Genomic DNA, 17,976 nt, shown 5'->3' with positions numbered 1-17,976 from the left:
GGTGTGTCTTTGTCAGTCTTTTTAGAATTAGTGGAGATCAAAGCCAAAACGGCTAGTGTTTTTCCATTTTTATTAGGTACTTTTTTTGCTTGGTATCATTATCATCAGTTACATCCAGTTTATTTACTTTTATTTTTCGTGGCGATGTTGATGTTTAACATGGCGGTGGATGCTAATGATAATTATCAGGATTACCATCGCGCAACACATAATCAGGCGCTGGCTTTTCGTGAGAAAACCAATATTATCGGTGTGCACAAATTAAATCCTAGTCATATTGGCTGGTTGATTTTCTGGCTGATCGCTGTTTCAGCAGCTTTAGGTTTGTTTATCGTTAGTCGGACTGGTTGGCCATTATTTTGGTTAGGCTTATTCAGTTACGCGGTGGGTTATTTTTATGCTGGGGGACCGCGGCCAATTTCCAGTACACCGTTTGGTGAATTTTTTTCGGGAATTACCATGGGCTTCGTTATTTTTTTGATCAGTGTGTACATTAATACGTATGATGTGATCACGTTTAATTGGGCTTTTGTTTGGCCAGTATTGTTGTCATCTGGTCTAGCCGTATGCAGTATTGCCAATTTATTGTTGGCGAATAATATTGCTGATGAACAAGAAGACCGTGAACTTGGCCGCACTACGATCGTTTACTATCTAGGTAAACCAGCAGCACTTAAAATGTTTGTCATATTATATGTTGTCGGTTTTGTCTGTTTATTAGCGTCAGTTTGGTTAGGTTATTTACCAAAATTAACCCTGCTGACCTTTTTGACAGTGCCAATCGTTTGGCGTAACACCCGCGGCTTCTTGGCTAAGCAAATCAAAAAGGAAACCTTCCCGTTAGCAATTAAAAATTTATTTTTGATCACGTTGGCCCAAGTTATTTTCTTTGGACTAGGGTTATTAATTCAATGGTAACAAAAAATTGACGTCAAAATTGGCGTCAATTTTTTTATTGACCTATTTTTTCATGACTGAACATGCTACAATGAGAATTACATTATTTTATTAAGATCAAATGAGAAACTGTTCTCTGCTTCAATTTGGCGGTCTTTCTCCTAGTTGAATAGCCGTCACTACGAATAGCAGAAGTTTCTCAGTAGATTTTATTAAGAAAAAATCATTAGAAGTAAGATAGAGGAGGAACCATAAACATGCAGCAAGTGTATAATTTTGCGGCTGGGCCAGCAGTATTGCCACAGCCGGTATTGAAACAAGTTCAGGCCGAGTTTTTGTCCTATCACGGTAGTGGAATGAGCGTTACTGAGATCAGTCATCGTTCCTCCTTGTTTCAAGACATTTATCACGATGCTGAGCAGACCTTGCGCCAATTAATGGGGTTACCAGACAATTACCGGATCCTATTTTTGCAAGGTGGAGCTAGTTTACAGTTCTATATGCTGCCATTAAATATTGCGACGAAACGCCGTGCAGCATACGTTGACACTGGCCATTGGTCACAAAAAGCAGTTATTGAAGCAGAAAAAATTAATGGTATGCAAGTCGATATCGTGGCTAGCTCAAAGGCTAGCAGTTACACCACGATCCCTGTTGTGCCGACTTTGACTAAAGATTATGATTATGTGCACATCACGACGAATAATACGATCGAAGGCACTGCGTTTACGCAGCTGCCGGATGTTGCTGCGCCATTGGTCGCCGATATGTCGTCTAATATTTTAGCGCAGAATTATCCGTTCGAAAAATTTGGCGTTATTTACGCTGGTGCCCAAAAGAATATTGCTCCTGCTGGCTTGACGGTAGTGATCGTTCGTGATGATCTACTCGGTCAAGTGACTGGTTTACCAACGATGTTGGATTATACGTTGCAGGCACAAAAAGAATCAGCTTATAATACACCGCCTGTTTTTGATATTTACACCGCTGGTTTAGTTTTCCATTGGTTACAGGATCGTGGTGGTATTGCCGGCATTGAAAAAATCAATCGGGCTAAAGCTGGTATTTTATACGACTATTTAGCGCAGTCTAAATTATTCAGTTCACCGGTCGCAGTGGCTGCACGTTCACTGACTAACGTACCATTTATGACGGGTGATCCTGAATTAGATGCTGAATTTGTGGCCGCTGCTGATGCCGCTGGCTTTAAAAACTTAAAAGGTCATCGCTTAGTCGGAGGGATGCGGGCAAGTTTGTATAACGCTTTACCGATCGATGCAGTAGCAGCGCTAGTTGACTCTATGGAAAAATTTGAAAAAGGAGCGGGTAAATAATGTTTCAGATCACAGCTTCGACTACGGTAGCGCCAGCTGGGGTGGCGTTATTTGATCAAGAAAATTACAAAGTGGATTATGGCGAAAGTCCAACAACTGATGCGGCTGGCTTACTGATCCGCAGTGTGGATTTACATCAAACTGCGCTACCGGAACGACTTTTAACTATTGGTCGTGCCGGTGTTGGTGTCAATAATATTCCGTTGGATAAGGCTGTACAGCAGGGGATAGTTGTTTTTAATGCGCCTGGTGCTAATGCAAATGGGGTCAAAGAGTTAGTTCTTGCTGCTTTGGCTATTGGTGCGCGCCCGATGTTACCCGCTTCTGATTGGGTACATGGCTTGAAAGGCAACGATATTGATGTTCAAGTTGAAAAAGGAAAAAAAGCTTACGTTGGGACTGAATTGCTAGGCAAACAGCTTGGTGTGATCGGTTTAGGTCATGTCGGTGGTTTGGTTGCCAACAGCGCGTCGTCCACTGCGTTTGGAATGCATGTTGTTGGCTACGATCCCTATATTCAAGTCGATACCGCTTGGAATTTATCACATCATATTCATCACGCCAAAAACGTGAGTCAAGTGTTGCACGACAGCGATTATGTTACGATTCACGTACCACTGACCGACGAAACGGCAGAAATGTTGAACGCAGAAGCAATTGCTCAAATGAAGCCTGGTAGTGTGCTTCTGAACTTTGCACGTGACGATGTGGTGGATGAGGCAGCAATCATTGCTGCCTTAGACCGCGGTCATTTACGGCAATATATTACCGACTTTGCGACACCAAAATTGATCCATCATCCGAAGGTATTGTGCTTCCCACATATCGGTGGTTCGACTGATGCTGCAGAAACGAATAGTGCTAAAATGGTTGTACAAACAATGAAGAACTATTTGGAAACTGGGAATATTCGGAATTCGGTCACTTTTCCGGATACGGTAATGGATTTTCAAGCACCACTACGGTTGACGCTGATTCATCGGAATGTGCCTAATATGGTCGGCCGTATGACTGAGGTGCTGGCTAACTATGATTTGAATATTGTCAACATGGTTAACCGTAGCAACGGCGACTATGCTTATACGATGATTGATTTGGATGCTCTGGAAGCTAAGCGGCTACAGCGAATTGCCAATAAAATGGCGCAAATCGAAAACGTAGTTCGTGTTCGCGTGATCGAACAACCAAAATAGTTGCGCGTGCACAAAAATTATCTAGTAGAACAGGTTTAATCAATTATAATTTAGCGGGACGGAAGCGCACCAGTTGCCTTTCGTCCCGTTTTTCAGTTATGATTTGGCCAGTGGGGTGAGATAAGATGAAAATCGGTTTACGAACCGTTAAAACTGCCTTAGGGGCGGTGATCGCAATGGTGCTAGCGTATGAATTACGACTTGATTATTGGTCGACTGCAGGCATTATTACGATCTTAAGTGTACAAAATACGACTCGTTATTCATTTAATGTTGCTGGTTTACGGATCGGTGCCACAATTTTAGCGTTTATGCTGGCTATTTTTAGTTTTTGGCTACTAGGTTTTAATCCGTGGGCATTTGGCTTGTTTTTATTGTTATTTATTCCGTTAGCAATGCAATTGCGCCTACAAGAAGGCATTGTGGTCAGTGCCGTGTTGGTCAGCCATTTTTTGATTGAGAAAAGCTATAGCTGGTATTGGTTAGGCAATGAATTTGCGCTGATGTTGATCGGGGTGGGTGTCGCCTTGCTGTTTAACCTATTTATGCCGTCACTGATGGCCCAGATCAAAGGCTTCCAGCAAGAAGTCGAAGATCAATTGCGGCAAATTTTACTACAAATGGCGCAACAATTGAGTGGCATCGAAAAAGTACCTACGTGGCAGCATTTAGGTGCACTTTTAACCGTGATCCGCAAAGGACGTGAGTGGGCCAGCCGCCAGCAAGATAATCAATTGTTGGTTGAAAATGATTTTTATCGCTCCTATTTTGAGATGCGCCGCAATCAATATGAGATGTTGCGCCAAATGCAAGCTAACTTAGATCAGATCACGTTGTCTTTAAAGGAAAGTACGGCGATTCGTGAATTACTGGCTGAAACGGCGGCTAGTTTGGCGCAACCGCAGAAAGTTCAACATTTACAGCGTCGTGTGGCCCGGCTGCAAGACAAATTCGATCAAGCGCCGCTACCTACTAATCGCGCTGAGTTTGAAAGCCGTGCACACCTATACTTATTCTTACTCGACTTTGAGACCGTGCTCACGTTGGCTGGTGATTTCTACGATAAAGTGATTTTAAATGAAAAATAACAGTCAGTACGGGTAAATTTGTGTACAATGGAACCAAAACAAGTCATATAGTAGGAAAACTTCCGTTGATGCAAAAAGCAGCCACAAAAAAAGGTAGGTGTTTGCGTGGCCAAAAAACGTAAAAAAGGTAATTTATTTAAACAGCTAGGTCTGCCGCAATTAATTTTAGCTGGGATCATCATTGCGTTTGTCGGGTTATTACTAGTACGGCTCTTGGGCGAGCAGCCGCGAGTCGCCGTTGATGATAGTGCGGCGGTGACGCAAGAGAGTATTCAGCGTGAACATCGCGCATTTATCACTAAGTTAGCGCCAGTTGCACAACGACTGCAGTTAACGTACCATGTTTTGCCCAGTGTTACGATTGCCCAGGCAATTCTAGAGTCGAATTGGGGAACTAGTCAACTGGCAACGCGCTACCATAATTTGTTCGGCGTTAAGGGGACAGACCCGAATACATCGCAAATTTTAACGACCAAGGAATACCAAAACGGCAAGTGGATCGAGATCCATGCGCGTTTTCAAGTTTATAGCAGTGACACGGCAGCCTTAGAAGCACACGCCAAGTTATTAGCACAGGGAACCACGTGGAATCCCCAGCAATATCAGCATGTGGTTGCGGCAACTAACTATAAAACCGCTGCTGCTGCACTACAGCAAGATGGCTACGCAACTGATCCAACGTACGCGCAAAAACTGATCAATGTGATCGAAACCTATAAATTAAACCAATATGACCAGTGAACGTTCGTATTTTGTGTCACTCACGCCTTAATGACTCGGCATGATCAATCCAGCTGATCTAAGTTGATTATTGATAGTTTACCGCTGGTTTTTCAATTTAAGCCACAATTAGCGTACTGGCTTAAAACCAAATGAAATCTTCCTAACTTGTATTGTCATTCGGAATTAACTGTGCTAAAGTTATAATAATTTCATGTGTATTTAACTGATGTTTAGTGGCATTGTGCCAACTGAATGAGTTTAAACGTGGTTGAAAAAGTAGATTACTGCTTTTTCTATCACTCTGCTTATATAATGCCATAATCTGGTTGGCGAGTTTCTACCCTGAACCGTAAATTCGGGACTATAAGCAAAAAAGTGGTCGTACCGCTTCTTTTGCCGAACCGTGTAAAAGAAGTTTTTTTGTAGGCAGCGTGTCTTCAGCGCAATAATATTTTAATTTTGGAGGTTATATTTATGAAGTTGCTCGAGGAGCGAATTCGACGTGATGGTCAAGTATTAGATGGTAATGTGTTGAAGGTGGATAACTTCCTGAACCATCAGGTGGATCCGGACTTGATGTTCGCAATGGGTGAAGAATTTGCGCAGTTATTCCGTGGTGAAGGGATCACCAAAGTCTTAACGGTGGAGTCCTCTGGCATCGCGCCTGCTTTATTAACTGGGTTACAGTTACATGTACCAGTCATTTTTGCCCGCAAACATAAAAGTTTAACGTTGGTCAATGATTTGTACACGGCAACGGTCTATTCTTATACGAAAAAAGTCAGCAATGAAATTTCAATCTCCAAAAAGTTTCTCGGCGCGGACGATAAAGTATTGATCATCGATGATTTCTTGGCTAACGGTCAAGCCGTTGCTGGCCTGATCGAGGTGTGTGAACAAGCTCACGCTGAGATCAAAGGGGTCGGCATCGCAATCGAAAAAACTTTCCAACGTGGTCACGAATTGATCAAGGAAAAGAATATTCGCCTAGAATCATTGGCACAAATTGCTGCCTTTGAAAATGGTCATGTTGTTTTTGTTGGTGATAAGGAGTCAGAACATGCAGAATAAGCAAGTCGTCAGCGTTTCACATCCAAAAGCGGCTGCGCTGGGCTTGCAACACCTCTTGGCAATGTATTCCGGTTCTGTTTTAGTACCGCTATTAATTGGCGGAGCACTGCATTTTTCGGCCAGTCAAATGACATATCTAGTTTCCATTGACATCTTCATGTGTGGCTTGGCAACGTTGCTGCAGATCTGGACGAATCGTTTCGTCGGTATCGGTTTACCCGTTGTACTTGGTTGTGCAGTACAGGCGGTTGAACCATTGAAGATGATTGGTGAGCGTTTTACAATTGGAACAATGTATGGGGCAATTATTGCTGCCGGGGCCTTTGTTTTCCTGATCGCCGGTGCATTTTCTAAAATCAAACGGTTATTTCCGCCGTTGGTTACAGGGACGTTGATCACTGTCATTGGTTTGACGTTGATTCCAGTTGCCTTTACCAACTTAGGTGGTGGTGATGCCTCAGCAAAAAACTTTGGCTCACCAGATTCCCTGGCCGTTGGTTTTTTGACTGTGCTAGTGATTTTGGCGGTTAACGTATGGGGCGTTGGCTTCATTCGGCAAATCGCTGTCTTGATCGGCTTATTGGTCGGAACGATTGTGGCGGCCTTTATGGGCATGGTCTCTTTGCAGCCGGTAGCAGAAGCTAGCTGGCTACATTTTCCCCAACCATTTTATTTTGGCGCACCACATTTTGAGTGGTCGTCGATCTTAACGATGATTTTAGTTTCCTTAGTTTCAATGGTAGAATCCACCGGCGTTTTCTTTGCGTTAGGTGATATTACCAACCGTAAAATTGAAAGCAGCGATCTGAAAAAGGGTTACCGCGCTGAGGCTTTAGCCGTAATGCTTGGCGGTATTTTTAATACTTTCCCCTACACGACATTTTCGCAAAATGTTGGTTTAGTGCAATTATCTGGTATCAAAACGCGGAAACCGATTTTCTATTCTGCTGGTTTTCTGATTTTGCTCGGTTTATTGCCTAAAGTTGGTGCGGTGGCAACGATCATTCCAACGCCTGTTTTAGGTGGCGCCATGCTTGTGATGTTTGGCATGGTGGCGATCCAAGGAATTCGGATGTTACGGCATGTTGATTTTCATAATGATAAAAACGTTTTGATCGCCGCCTTGTCGATTGGACTTGGACTTGGGGTCAGTGTTGAACCAACTATTTTTCAGTCCCTACCAACGACTTTACAACTATTGCTAGGCAATGGGATCGTGATGGCTAGTTTATCAGCCGTTCTGCTGAATTTAATTTTACGGCCACGGCAACCAGAAGCTGAATTAGAAGAAGACGATGGTTTGAACGAGGAAGAATAACCGGTTTTTAGAAATGTGCTAAAAGGCAGATTATGACGATAGCTACGCAATGATCTGGCCATTTTTCAACACACGTTACAGATTTTGACGGGTAAAGACTGCTATGCTACGATTAAAGCAACTTTAAACGTTAGCAAATGAAGGTTGTGAGAAATGTGACTGCAGTTATTTATCCAGACAGTATGATCGGTATCATTGGTGGTGATGCAAACAGTAAATTACTGGCCTTAGCGGCTAAACGTTTAGGCTTTCGCGTCGGTATTTTAACCGATACTTTAGATAGCCCTGCGGCTGGTGTAGCCGATGTGACTGAAATGGGCGCTTTGAATTCAGTAACTAATTTACAGAAATTAGCACAGTTTTGCGATGCAATGACCTATCAGTATGAAAATATCGATACCAGCGTGTTGGACCAATTAAACGCGGTCAATTTGCCTCAAGGAACCGATATTTTGGCGATCACTCAAGATCGGCAATTGGAGAAAGTTTTCTTTGAAAGTCATAATTTGAATATTGCACCTTACGCAACGATCGTTGATATCAATGATGTATATGATGCGGTAGCGTCGATTGGTTACCCTTGTGTTTTAAAGCCGATCCAAAAGGGCTACGGCAAGCAATTTCAACACATTATTTACGGTGAGGCAGATATTGCGGGTAGCGAGAAATACTTAACTTCAGGCACCTATATTTTGGAATCGTGGGTTCCCTATGAAAGTGAGCTCACGATCATGGTTGCGAAAGATGCTGATAAGAACTTAGCTTATATGCCAGTGGTGGAGAATGTTTTTGTTGATCAAGAATTATTTGAAACCATCGTACCGGCGCGGATCAAACCGGCTGTGATGGCTGAGGTCCAACGCATTGCCGAATTAGTTGGTAACGCGTTGGATTATGTCGGTGTGTTCGGAATTGAGTTTTTCTTAACTGCTTCTGATACACTTTACGTGAAGCGGCTAGTACCAGGACCGCATACTTCGGGCAACATTTTTAATGAAGCAACTAATGTTTCGCAATATGAATTACACTTGCGGACACTTTGTCATTGGCCACTACCAAAAATTAAATTGATCAGCCCTGCAGTATCGGTGACGATTCCTAAGCGCTTGATCACTGACACCTTTACTCAGGTGTTGATCAAACCAGATTGGCATTTTTATTACTATTTAGATAATGCACAGGATGATAATGACCGCGCTGGCCACGTTACGATCTTGACCGCGGACACGCGGCATACTTTGGAACAAATTTACGACACAGAGATTTGGAATCAACCACCTGAAAAGGGTTAAACTTGATTTGTGAAAATGTACCAAGAAAATATCAATGATGTTTTCTTGGTATTCTAAATTCTATGGAAAAGCGAGGCTTACTATGTTAGAACGCTATACGCGCCCAGAGATGGGACAGATTTGGACTGATCAGAATCGCTATCAGGCATGGTTAGAAGTTGAAACTTTAGCGGATGAAGCTTGGGCTGAAATTGGCGAAGTACCTAAGGAAGATGCGGTTAAAATTCGCCAGAAAGCGACTTTTGATGTTGCGCGGATCGCTGAATTAGAGAAGCAAACGAAACATGACGTTGTGGCATTTACTCGTGATGTTTCAGAAAGCCTTGGCCCTGAGAAAAAATGGGTTCATTACGGGCTGACGTCAACCGATGTGGTTGATACTGCCTTTGGTTACTTGATGAAGCAAGCCAATGATTTGATCCGCCAAGATATTCAAAACTTGATCGACGTTCTTGCAAAGCAAGCTAAAACTTATAAGTACACTGTTATGATGGGCCGTACCCATGGTGTTCATGCTGAACCAACGACTTTTGGTTTGCGGATGGCACAATGGTACGCGGAAATGAAACGCAATCAAGAACGTTTCGAACATGCAGCTAAGGGTGTTGAAGCCGGTAAAATTAGTGGTGCTGTAGGAACATTTGCTAATATCCCGCCATTTGTTGAGCAGTACGTGACTGAGCATTTAGGCATTCGTGCCCAAGATATTTCAACGCAAATTTTGCCACGTGATCTTCACGCTGAGTACGTGGCAACGATGGCATTGATTGCCACTTCGATCGAACGTTTTGCGACGGAAGTACGTTCATTACAACGGACTGAAATTCATGAAGTTGAAGAATTTTTCGCTGCGGGTCAAAAGGGTTCCTCGGCAATGCCACATAAACGCAATCCGATCGGTTCGGAAAATGTTACCGGCTTGGCCCGTGTGATCCGCGGTCATATGATCACGGCTTACGAAGATGTGCCATTGTGGCATGATCGCGATATTTCACATAGTTCAGCAGAACGGATCATTATTCCTGATACCACTGGGTTATTGGATTATATCTTGCATCGTTTCACGAAGATTCTAGATACGTTGACGATTTTCCCAGAAAAGATGCGCAGCAACATGGATGTCACTTACGGCTTGATCTATAGCCAACGAGTGATGTTGAAATTAATTGAAAGCGGCATGAGTCGTGAGGCTGCTTATGATTTAGTGCAACCGAAAACGGCAGTGGCTTGGGATGAAAAGAAGCCTTTCCGACCATTATTGGAAGCTGATCCTAAGGTGACCAATGCACTTAGCAGTAAAGATTTAGACGATGCATTCGATTATCACTGGCATTTACGGCACGTGGATGAAATTTTTGAACGTGTTGGTTTAGCTGAATAAAAATATTTAAAGAAGCTGGGGCATAATTATTGTCGCAGCTTTTTTGTAAGTAGTGTGCGAACTTATATTCGTATTTTTAGAATTCTTTAGAGAAGTTTAAGTGAATTTTTGTTATAATGTTGAGTTGAACGATGTGACGCCGAGTTAGATTAACTTGGCGTTTTCCAGTTAGGCCGCGTTACAAAATTATTTTTGCCGCTGGCTAACCAATTTAGTGCGAATAAAAAGATAGCAATTACAAGTACGCACCAGTAAATAATTAAAAACGGGGGACTGACTAAGTTATGGCCACAACGGATTTGTTAACGGGCATGAACGACAAGCAGCAAGAGGCGGTAAAGCAGACAGAGGGACCATTATTGATCATGGCCGGTGCCGGTTCCGGGAAAACACGGGTCGTGACGCACCGCATCGCCTACTTGATTGAAGAATTAGACGTTGCGCCATGGCGGATCTTGGCAATTACATTTACTAACAAAGCCGCGCGCGAAATGCGTGAACGTGTGGCTAGTTTATTGAATGAACGAGCTGAATCCGTTTGGGTCTCAACTTTCCATGCGTTGTGCGTGCGTATTTTGCGTCGCGATATTGATAAAATGACCGGTTACAGTCGGTCATTTACAATTGCTGATCCAGGTGAGCAAAATACCTTAATGCGCCGGATCCTGACCCAACAGAATATCGATCCCAAAAAATATACGCCACGTTCAATTTTAGGTGAGATCTCTAACGCCAAAAACCAATTACAAACGCCAAAAGATTATGCGGCTGCAGCAAGTACGCCATTTGAAGAGATCGTCGCTAAATGTTATGAACCTTATCAAAATGAATTAGAAGCCAATCAAGCTCTTGATTTTGATGATTTGATCATGCTGACGATCGAGCTCTTCCGTAAATCACCGGAAACACTAGATTACTATCAAGAAAAGTTTCGCTATATTCATGTCGATGAATATCAGGATACTAACCAAGCGCAGTATACTTTAGTTAATATGTTGGCACAGCGTTATCATAATTTGTGTGTCGTGGGTGATGCCGATCAGAGTATTTATGGTTGGCGGGGTGCTGATATGAGTAATATCATGAACTTCGAGAAGGATTATCCAGAAGCTAAAACCGTTATGTTGGAGCAAAACTATCGCTCAACGCAGACGATTTTACAGGCGGCTAATGATGTGATCAACAACAACGTTTACCGTAAGCCGAAGAAGTTATGGACGGAAAATGATGCTGGTGCTAAGATTTCTTACTATCGTGGTCAAAACGAACATGATGAAGCTCGCTTTGTCGTTGCTAAAATTCAAGAAGAGATGGCTGATAATGATTTCCGTTATGGCGACTTTGCCGTCTTGTACCGAACCAACGCACAATCACGGACGATTGAAGAAAATTTAGTCAAGGCTAATATTCCTTACAAAATGGTTGGTGGGCATAAGTTCTATGATCGTAAAGAAATTAAGGACGTACTGGCCTATTTGCGGGTGATCGTTAACCCTGATGATTCGATCGACTTTGAACGAATCGTCAACAGCCCGAAGCGCGGTATCGGTAACGGGACGATCGATAAATTACGTGACTTTGCTAACTACAATAATTGGTCCTTGCTAGAAGCTGCCCGCAATGTGGATCTAGCTAACGGTATTGCCACTCGAGCACGCCATACATTAGGCAGTTTTGCAACGACTATGACGGCTTTACGTGACAAGCGAGCTGAGTGGGACGTTACGGAATTGACGACCCAAATGCTAGAACAGACCGGTTACTTAGACGCTTTAAAACAGGAAAAAACACTAGAAGCGCAGACGCGAATCGAAAATATTCAAGAATTTTTGTCGGTAACTAAAGAATTTGATGATGGTTACGACGATGAAGCAGATGCTGATAGCGATCGTTTCGTTGACTTTTTAACTGATTTGGCTTTGGTTTCTGACCAAGACGATATCGAGGAAGAAAGCAGTGAAGTGACTTTAATGACACTACATGCTGCGAAAGGGTTAGAGTTCCCAGTTGTTTTCATGATGGGGATGGAAGAAGGAATCTTCCCATTATCACGGGCAATGATGGAAAACGATGAACTAGAAGAAGAGCGACGCTTAGCTTACGTCGGTATTACGCGAGCAAAAAAGAAGCTGTACCTGACTAACGCCTACTCGCGAATGTTATACGGCCGAACACAGAGTAATCCCGCTTCACGCTTTGTCGGTGAAATTGATGAAGATTTGATTTTATTTGAAAATAAAACGGCCGCTAGTTTATCGGAACGGAATATTCCATTCAGTGACTCCCGGCAGCAAAACGCTTATACACGAGCAACGGCGACGACCTACCACACACGGCGCGGAACGGCGGCTAAGTCGGTTTCCAATACACATAGTACCGGTGCCGAAAGCAAGTCATGGCAGGCCGGTGATAAGGTGCAGCATAAAAAGTGGGGCGAAGGCACTGTGGTCAAGGTCAGCGGTAGTGGCACTGACGCTGAATTGGATATTGCGTTCAAATCACAAGGTATCAAGCGCTTATTGGCGGCCTTTGCGCCAATCACTAAGGTAACAGAATAGACAAAAAGCGTTTTTGACACTTAATCATAGAAAGAAGGTGACACCTGCTGGAAGTTTCCGGTAGGCAATCAATGGCTTTAGAAAAACCAATCGAACAGTATTCAGAACAGGAAGCTAGTGCGGCTGCATTAGCGTTACGCAATCTTTTAGACCAGTGGAGTCAGGCTTATTATACAGCAGATCAACCGTTAGTCGAAGATAATGTTTATGACGAAAATTATCGTGATCTGGAAACGTTGGAAAAGGCTTTTCCGGCCATCGTTACCAGCGATTCACCGACACAACAAGTTGGCGGTCAGGTGCTACCTGGTTTTACAAAGGTTACGCATGAGCAGCCGATGCTCTCCATGGGGGATGTATTCTCATTGGCTGAGTTGGCTAATTTTGATCAACGCCTGCGTAAAAATGTCACGACTGATTTTGATTATAGTGTTGAATTGAAAATTGATGGTTTAGCGATCTCATTAGTTTACGAAGATGGTGTATTTGTGCGTGGTGCCACTCGTGGTAATGGGACGATCGGTGAAGATATTACGCAAAATTTAAAAACGATCAAATCGATTCCCCGCAAGCTGACTGAACCGCTGTCGATCGAAGTTCGCGGTGAATGTTATATGCCGCGGGTGTCATTTGCTAAATTAAATGAACGCCGTGAAGCAGACGGTTTAGCGACTTTTGCTAACCCGCGTAATGCAGCAGCTGGTAGTTTGCGCCAACTTGATTCACGAGTAACGGCGGCACGTAATTTGTCAACGTGGATCTATACATTGACCGATTATGCTGCATTGAATGTGACCACACAAGCCGAAGCACTTGCTCGTTTAAGTGAATTAGGCTTTGCCGTTAATCCGACCACAAAAACTTGCCAAACGTTGCCCGAAATTGAGGCTTTTATTGCTGAATATCAGGCACAACGCAATCAACTCGACTATGATATCGATGGTGTGGTTTTAAAAGTTAATTCCTTAGCGCTGCAGGCTGAACTAGGTAATACAGTTAAGGTACCACGTTGGGAAATTGCTTATAAATTTCCACCAGAAGAAGCACAAACCGTGATCAATGAGATTGAATGGACAGTTGGTCGTACGGGTGTAGTTACACCAACTGCGGTAATGGATCCCGTTCAATTAGCGGGTACGACCGTAGCACGGGCAACGCTGCATAATGGTGATATGATCCAAGAAAAGGATATTCGACTGCACGATACGGTTTTGATTCACAAAGCTGGCGATATTATTCCCGAAGTTTCCGCCGTCTTAACTGACAAACGGGGAGCCGATAGTCAGCCCTATGTGATTCCGACCCATTGTCCTTCCTGTGATTCGCCGTTGGTTCATTTAGAAGATGAAGTCGCGTTACGCTGTATCAATCCGAAGTGTCCGGCTCAGATCAAGGAACAGCTGACCCATTTTGCGTCACGTAATGCGATGAATATCGATGGACTTGGTCCGCAGATCGTGCAACAATTATTTGAGCGTGAACTGGTTGCTGATGTTGCTGATCTGTATCAGTTGACCCTGGAGCAGCTGCTAACGTTAGATAAATTTAAAGAAAAATCAGCCAATAATTTATTACAGGCAATTGAACGTAGTAAAGCTAATTCTTTAGAGCGTTTGTTAACCGGCTTAGGTATTCGCCATGTCGGCGCTAAAATGGCTCGCTCATTGGCTGAGCATTTTGGTGACATGGCTAGTTTACAAGCTAGCAGTGCTGAAGCAATTGAAGCAATTGCGACTTCCGGGACGATCATTGCTAACAGTGTACGGACTTATTTTGATGCACCGGAAGTTCCTAAGTTGATCGAACAATTAGCGGCTGCCGGTGTAAATATGCGTTATTTAGGACCAGCGCCAGCTAGTGTAAATGAGACGCCATTTACTGGTAAAACAATCGTGTTAACTGGAACACTAGAACGGCATAAGCGGGCAGATCTCACCAATACACTAACTGATCTGGGCGCTAAGGTGACTGGCAGCGTATCGAAGAAAACCGATATTGTGGTTGCTGGTACTGATCCTGGCAGTAAATATACTAAGGCACAAAAATTAGGTATTACGATCTGGGACGAAGCCACCTTGGAGCAAAACTTGCAAGATCTGGCTGACTAGCGGTATCATGATTTCTATGATGGAGCCATGTTTCTTGCGGCACGAATTTTGCCACAAGAATGGTCATCGCCACGAACATCAGGAATTTATTGGCGAACTGTGCTAATAAATTATCATTAATAGTGAGATAGAGCCATGTTTCTTGCGGCGTGAATTTTGCCACAAGAATGGTCATCGCCACGAACATCAGGAATTTATTGGCGAACTGTGCTAATAAATTATCATTAATAGTGAGATAGAGCCATGTTTCTTGCGGCGTGAATTTTGCCACAAGAATGGTCATCGCCACGAACATCAGGAATTTATTGGCGAACTGCGCTAATAAATTATCATTAATAGTGAGATAGAGGAGAAAAATCGTGAAACGAATTAGCGCAATATTAGCTTTAGCAGTTAGTGTCGTACTGTTGACCGCGTGTGGCCGCTTAGGTTCGTCCGGTGTCGGCACGACTAGTAGTACCAAAACTAAAACCTCGATTCAGACAACCGGCCAAACTTCTGACGATGAGTATCAAGGCGTGATCCAGAATGGTCGTTATAAAACCAGTAAGGCACGGGGACTCACGAAAGATCAGAATACTAATGGGGCTAATCTGAAAAGCTTTGAAAATGGATTACAGACGATTTCACAGAAGCAGTTTGCCACTGATGATTATATCTTCCAAGAAGGCCAATACTTAAAGAAAGCAACGGCACAGAATTGGTTGGATCGTAAGTCTAAAAGTAATGCCAGTGGATTGAATCCAGAAGACAATGGTCAAACGGATGCTGATAAGCGGAATCCAGACTATTTACAGGCAATTGAAGAACAAGATTATATGACCCAAGATGGTAATAATCTCAAGCTTGGTGGTATGACGATCGGTTTGGCAATGAATCAAGTCGATTACTATCAAAAAGAAGAATACGGTGCAACTTACGAGACCAAAATTTCTCACGATAAAATGGTCAGTGAAGGTAAGTCGATGGCTGATCAAGTCGTTTCACGAATGCGTAAAACCGAAGGCGTTGGTAATGTGCCAATCGTGATTGCGTTGTACGAACAGGCCACTAATGATAGCTTAGTTGGCGGGACTTTCTTTGCTTATGGGATCAGTAAAGACGGCGGTAAAACAATTAGTGAGTGGCATGATGTTAACGAAGCTAATTACGTTTTACCGGTAGTTGGTAGTGCTAAGTCAGGTAATTCCAGCGATGCTGATTCGTTTACTAACTTCAAAAATAATGTGCAATCGTTCTTCCCTAATTTGTCTGGTGTCACAGCGCAAACCCATTACAAAGATGGTAATTTATCTGGGATGAACATTACGATCAATACGCAATTTTATAGTGAAACTGAAATCAAGAGTTTCACGCAATACTTGGTGACTGCAGCTAATAAATATCTACCAAGTGAAGCCGCAATTGAGATCACCGTGCAGTCAACTGACGGTACACAAGCTTTTGTTGCGCGCAAAGCAGGTGAAAAGAGTTTCTACAGCCATGTCTTTGGTAGTTACTAATAATCGCATTAAACGTCCTCAATTATGAGGACGTTTTTTTATGATTATATTAGAGAGATTATTAATATTCACATTGTTTGCTCATGGAAAAGTAAATGAAAACTCGTTATCAACAGCTAATTGTGCTAAACTGAAAAATGGTTGATTTTTCAACCTGAGAATATGAGATTTAATTAAGAAAAATTTTGGAGGGATATAACGTGCAACAGAAACGCTTTTTACGCCTGAGTTTAGGCTGGCGCATTGTGCTTGGCCTGATCTTAGGGTTAGTTGTTGGTGCGCTTTTTTATCAAAATAAAATGGCGATCGCCATCCTGAATCCAATCGGGACGATCTTCATTAATTTAATTAAAATGATCGTTTTACCGATCGTGGTTTCCTGTCTAGTCGTTGGTATTGCCAAAATGGGCGATATCAAAAAGTTAGGGCGTGTCGGTGGCAAAACGTTGATCTACTTTGAACTGATGACAACGATTGCGATTGCGTTGGGGTTGCTGGTCGGGAATCTGACTAAACCGGGTGATTCGATCAATATTCAAACGCTGAGCAAAGTTTCAATTAGTCAATACACGGCAACCGCTAAAACTGCCGGCAATAACGGATTAGGCGATATCATCATGAATATCGTACCGACTAACTTTTTTGAAGCGTTAGGTAAAGGCGATATGATTCCAGTTATTTTCTTTACCGTTATGTTTGGTCTAGGAATTGCGGCCATTGGTAAACGTGGTCATGTTTTGATTGATTTCTTTGATGCAACCTCTGAAGTGATGTTCAAAATGACTAACTGGATCATGCAGCTAGCGCCAATTGGGGTGTTTGCTTTGATTGGTGTGACTATTGCACAGTTCGGCTTAAGTGCGCTGAAACCGTTGGCGTTGTTCCTATTGATCGCCTATATGACGATGATCATTTTTGTGGTTGTTGTGATGGGCTTAGTTGCACGATTCTTCCACCTGAATATTTTTGATCTATTGTTGGTGATCAAGGATGAGCTTGTGTTGGCTTTTTCTACGGCCAGTTCCGAAGCAGCCTTGCCACGAATTATGGAAAAAATGCCGCGTTATGGCGTTAGTCAGGGAATTGCCTCTTTTGTTATTCCTACTGGCTATACGTTCAACCTGGATGGTTCGGCGATTTATCAGTCGTTGGCCGCGTTATTTTTAGCGCAGGCTTACCATATTCATTTAAGCTTAGGTCAGCAGATCACGTTATTGGTTGTGTTGATGATCACGTCTAAAGGGATGGCAGGTGTGCCTGGTGCGTCCTTCGTCGTGTTGTTAGCGACGATCACCACGATTGGTGTGCCGGCATCTGGTTTAGCTTTTATTGCCGGTATCGATCGTTTAGTTGATATGGGCCGCACGGCTGTCAATGTGGTCGGTAATTCGTTGGCCGCTTTGATCATTGCCAAAACCGAGCATGAATTTGATGAAGAGAAGCAGCAAAATTATTTAGCGGACGTTAAAAAAGTTACCGCAGAGAAAGTTAATTAATTTTTTCAGAAATTT

At 43.0% G+C, this 17,976-nt stretch carries 14 protein-coding genes and 1 riboswitch; of the genes, 13 read left to right on the top strand and 1 reads right to left on the bottom strand.

What is annotated here, in order from left to right; genetic code table 11:
• The first annotated feature begins 3 nt into the window (after positions 1-3).
• The 11 genes from LC20001_RS12515 to ligA all read left to right on the top strand — a co-directional run bounded on the left by LC20001_RS12515 (position 4) and on the right by ligA (position 14,963).
• The gene (locus tag LC20001_RS12515) at positions 4-918 is read left to right on the top strand and encodes a prenyltransferase (RefSeq protein WP_010010838.1); all 915 of its coding nucleotides are present in this window, start codon (positions 4-6) and stop codon (positions 916-918) included.
• Positions 919-1,154: 236 nt separating this feature from the next.
• Positions 1,155-2,231, top strand: coding sequence for a 3-phosphoserine/phosphohydroxythreonine transaminase (gene serC, locus LC20001_RS12510; protein ID WP_010010837.1), 1,077 nt, complete (start codon positions 1,155-1,157; stop codon positions 2,229-2,231).
• Positions 2,231-3,424: a phosphoglycerate dehydrogenase gene (locus LC20001_RS12505; protein ID WP_010010836.1), complete on the top strand. Its 1,194-nt coding sequence runs from the start codon at positions 2,231-2,233 to the stop codon at positions 3,422-3,424. Before serC ends, LC20001_RS12505 begins: the two co-directional genes overlap by 1 nt.
• A gap of 125 nt (positions 3,425-3,549) precedes the next feature.
• Positions 3,550-4,512, top strand: coding sequence for an aromatic acid exporter family protein (locus tag LC20001_RS12500; RefSeq protein ID WP_010010835.1), 963 nt, complete (start codon positions 3,550-3,552; stop codon positions 4,510-4,512).
• Between the two features lie 105 nt (positions 4,513-4,617).
• Complete coding sequence (locus LC20001_RS12495) at positions 4,618-5,253, top strand: glycoside hydrolase family 73 protein (RefSeq protein WP_010010834.1); 636 nt, start codon at positions 4,618-4,620, stop codon at positions 5,251-5,253.
• 267 nt (positions 5,254-5,520) lie between these two features.
• Positions 5,521-5,619, top strand: a riboswitch (purine riboswitch).
• Between the two features lie 90 nt (positions 5,620-5,709).
• The gene (locus tag LC20001_RS12490) at positions 5,710-6,306 is read left to right on the top strand and encodes a xanthine phosphoribosyltransferase (protein WP_010010833.1); all 597 of its coding nucleotides are present in this window, start codon (positions 5,710-5,712) and stop codon (positions 6,304-6,306) included.
• Positions 6,296-7,624: a nucleobase:cation symporter-2 family protein gene (locus tag LC20001_RS12485; RefSeq protein WP_010010831.1), complete on the top strand. Its 1,329-nt coding sequence runs from the start codon at positions 6,296-6,298 to the stop codon at positions 7,622-7,624. The genes LC20001_RS12490 and LC20001_RS12485 overlap by 11 nt, the downstream gene beginning before the upstream one ends.
• 155 nt (positions 7,625-7,779) lie before the next feature.
• The gene (locus tag LC20001_RS12480; RefSeq protein ID WP_003678537.1) at positions 7,780-8,916 is read left to right on the top strand and encodes a 5-(carboxyamino)imidazole ribonucleotide synthase; all 1,137 of its coding nucleotides are present in this window, start codon (positions 7,780-7,782) and stop codon (positions 8,914-8,916) included.
• An 82-nt stretch (positions 8,917-8,998) separates the two neighbouring features.
• A complete protein-coding gene (gene purB, locus LC20001_RS12475) occupies positions 8,999-10,297 on the top strand; it encodes an adenylosuccinate lyase (RefSeq protein ID WP_010010829.1) in 1,299 nt (432 codons plus the stop codon).
• A gap of 284 nt (positions 10,298-10,581) precedes the next feature.
• Positions 10,582-12,855, top strand: coding sequence for a DNA helicase PcrA (gene pcrA / locus LC20001_RS12470; RefSeq protein ID WP_010010828.1), 2,274 nt, complete (start codon positions 10,582-10,584; stop codon positions 12,853-12,855).
• A 71-nt stretch (positions 12,856-12,926) separates the two neighbouring features.
• On the top strand, positions 12,927-14,963 hold the full coding sequence (gene ligA, locus LC20001_RS12465) for an NAD-dependent DNA ligase LigA (RefSeq protein WP_010010827.1): 2,037 nt from the start codon (positions 12,927-12,929) through the stop codon (positions 14,961-14,963).
• Here ligA and LC20001_RS12460 read toward each other — a convergent pair.
• Positions 14,908-15,246: a hypothetical protein gene (locus tag LC20001_RS12460; RefSeq protein WP_099267169.1), complete on the bottom strand. Its 339-nt coding sequence runs from the start codon at positions 15,244-15,246 to the stop codon at positions 14,908-14,910. The genes ligA and LC20001_RS12460 overlap by 56 nt on opposite strands.
• A gap of 76 nt (positions 15,247-15,322) precedes the next feature.
• On the opposite strand from LC20001_RS12460, the gene LC20001_RS12455 reads away from it, so the two are divergent.
• Both LC20001_RS12455 and LC20001_RS12450 read left to right on the top strand, forming a co-directional pair.
• On the top strand, positions 15,323-16,465 hold the full coding sequence (locus LC20001_RS12455; protein WP_010010825.1) for a CamS family sex pheromone protein: 1,143 nt from the start codon (positions 15,323-15,325) through the stop codon (positions 16,463-16,465).
• A 200-nt stretch (positions 16,466-16,665) separates the two neighbouring features.
• Positions 16,666-17,961: a dicarboxylate/amino acid:cation symporter gene (locus LC20001_RS12450; RefSeq protein ID WP_010010823.1), complete on the top strand. Its 1,296-nt coding sequence runs from the start codon at positions 16,666-16,668 to the stop codon at positions 17,959-17,961.
• The last annotated feature ends 15 nt before the right edge of the window (positions 17,962-17,976 follow it).

This window comes from Loigolactobacillus coryniformis subsp. coryniformis KCTC 3167 = DSM 20001 (assembly GCF_002706425.1).
Lineage (GTDB): Bacteria > Bacillota > Bacilli > Lactobacillales > Lactobacillaceae > Loigolactobacillus > Loigolactobacillus coryniformis.
Note: the sequence above shows the minus strand (reverse complement) of the source record. Positions and strands in the feature narration are given on the sequence as shown.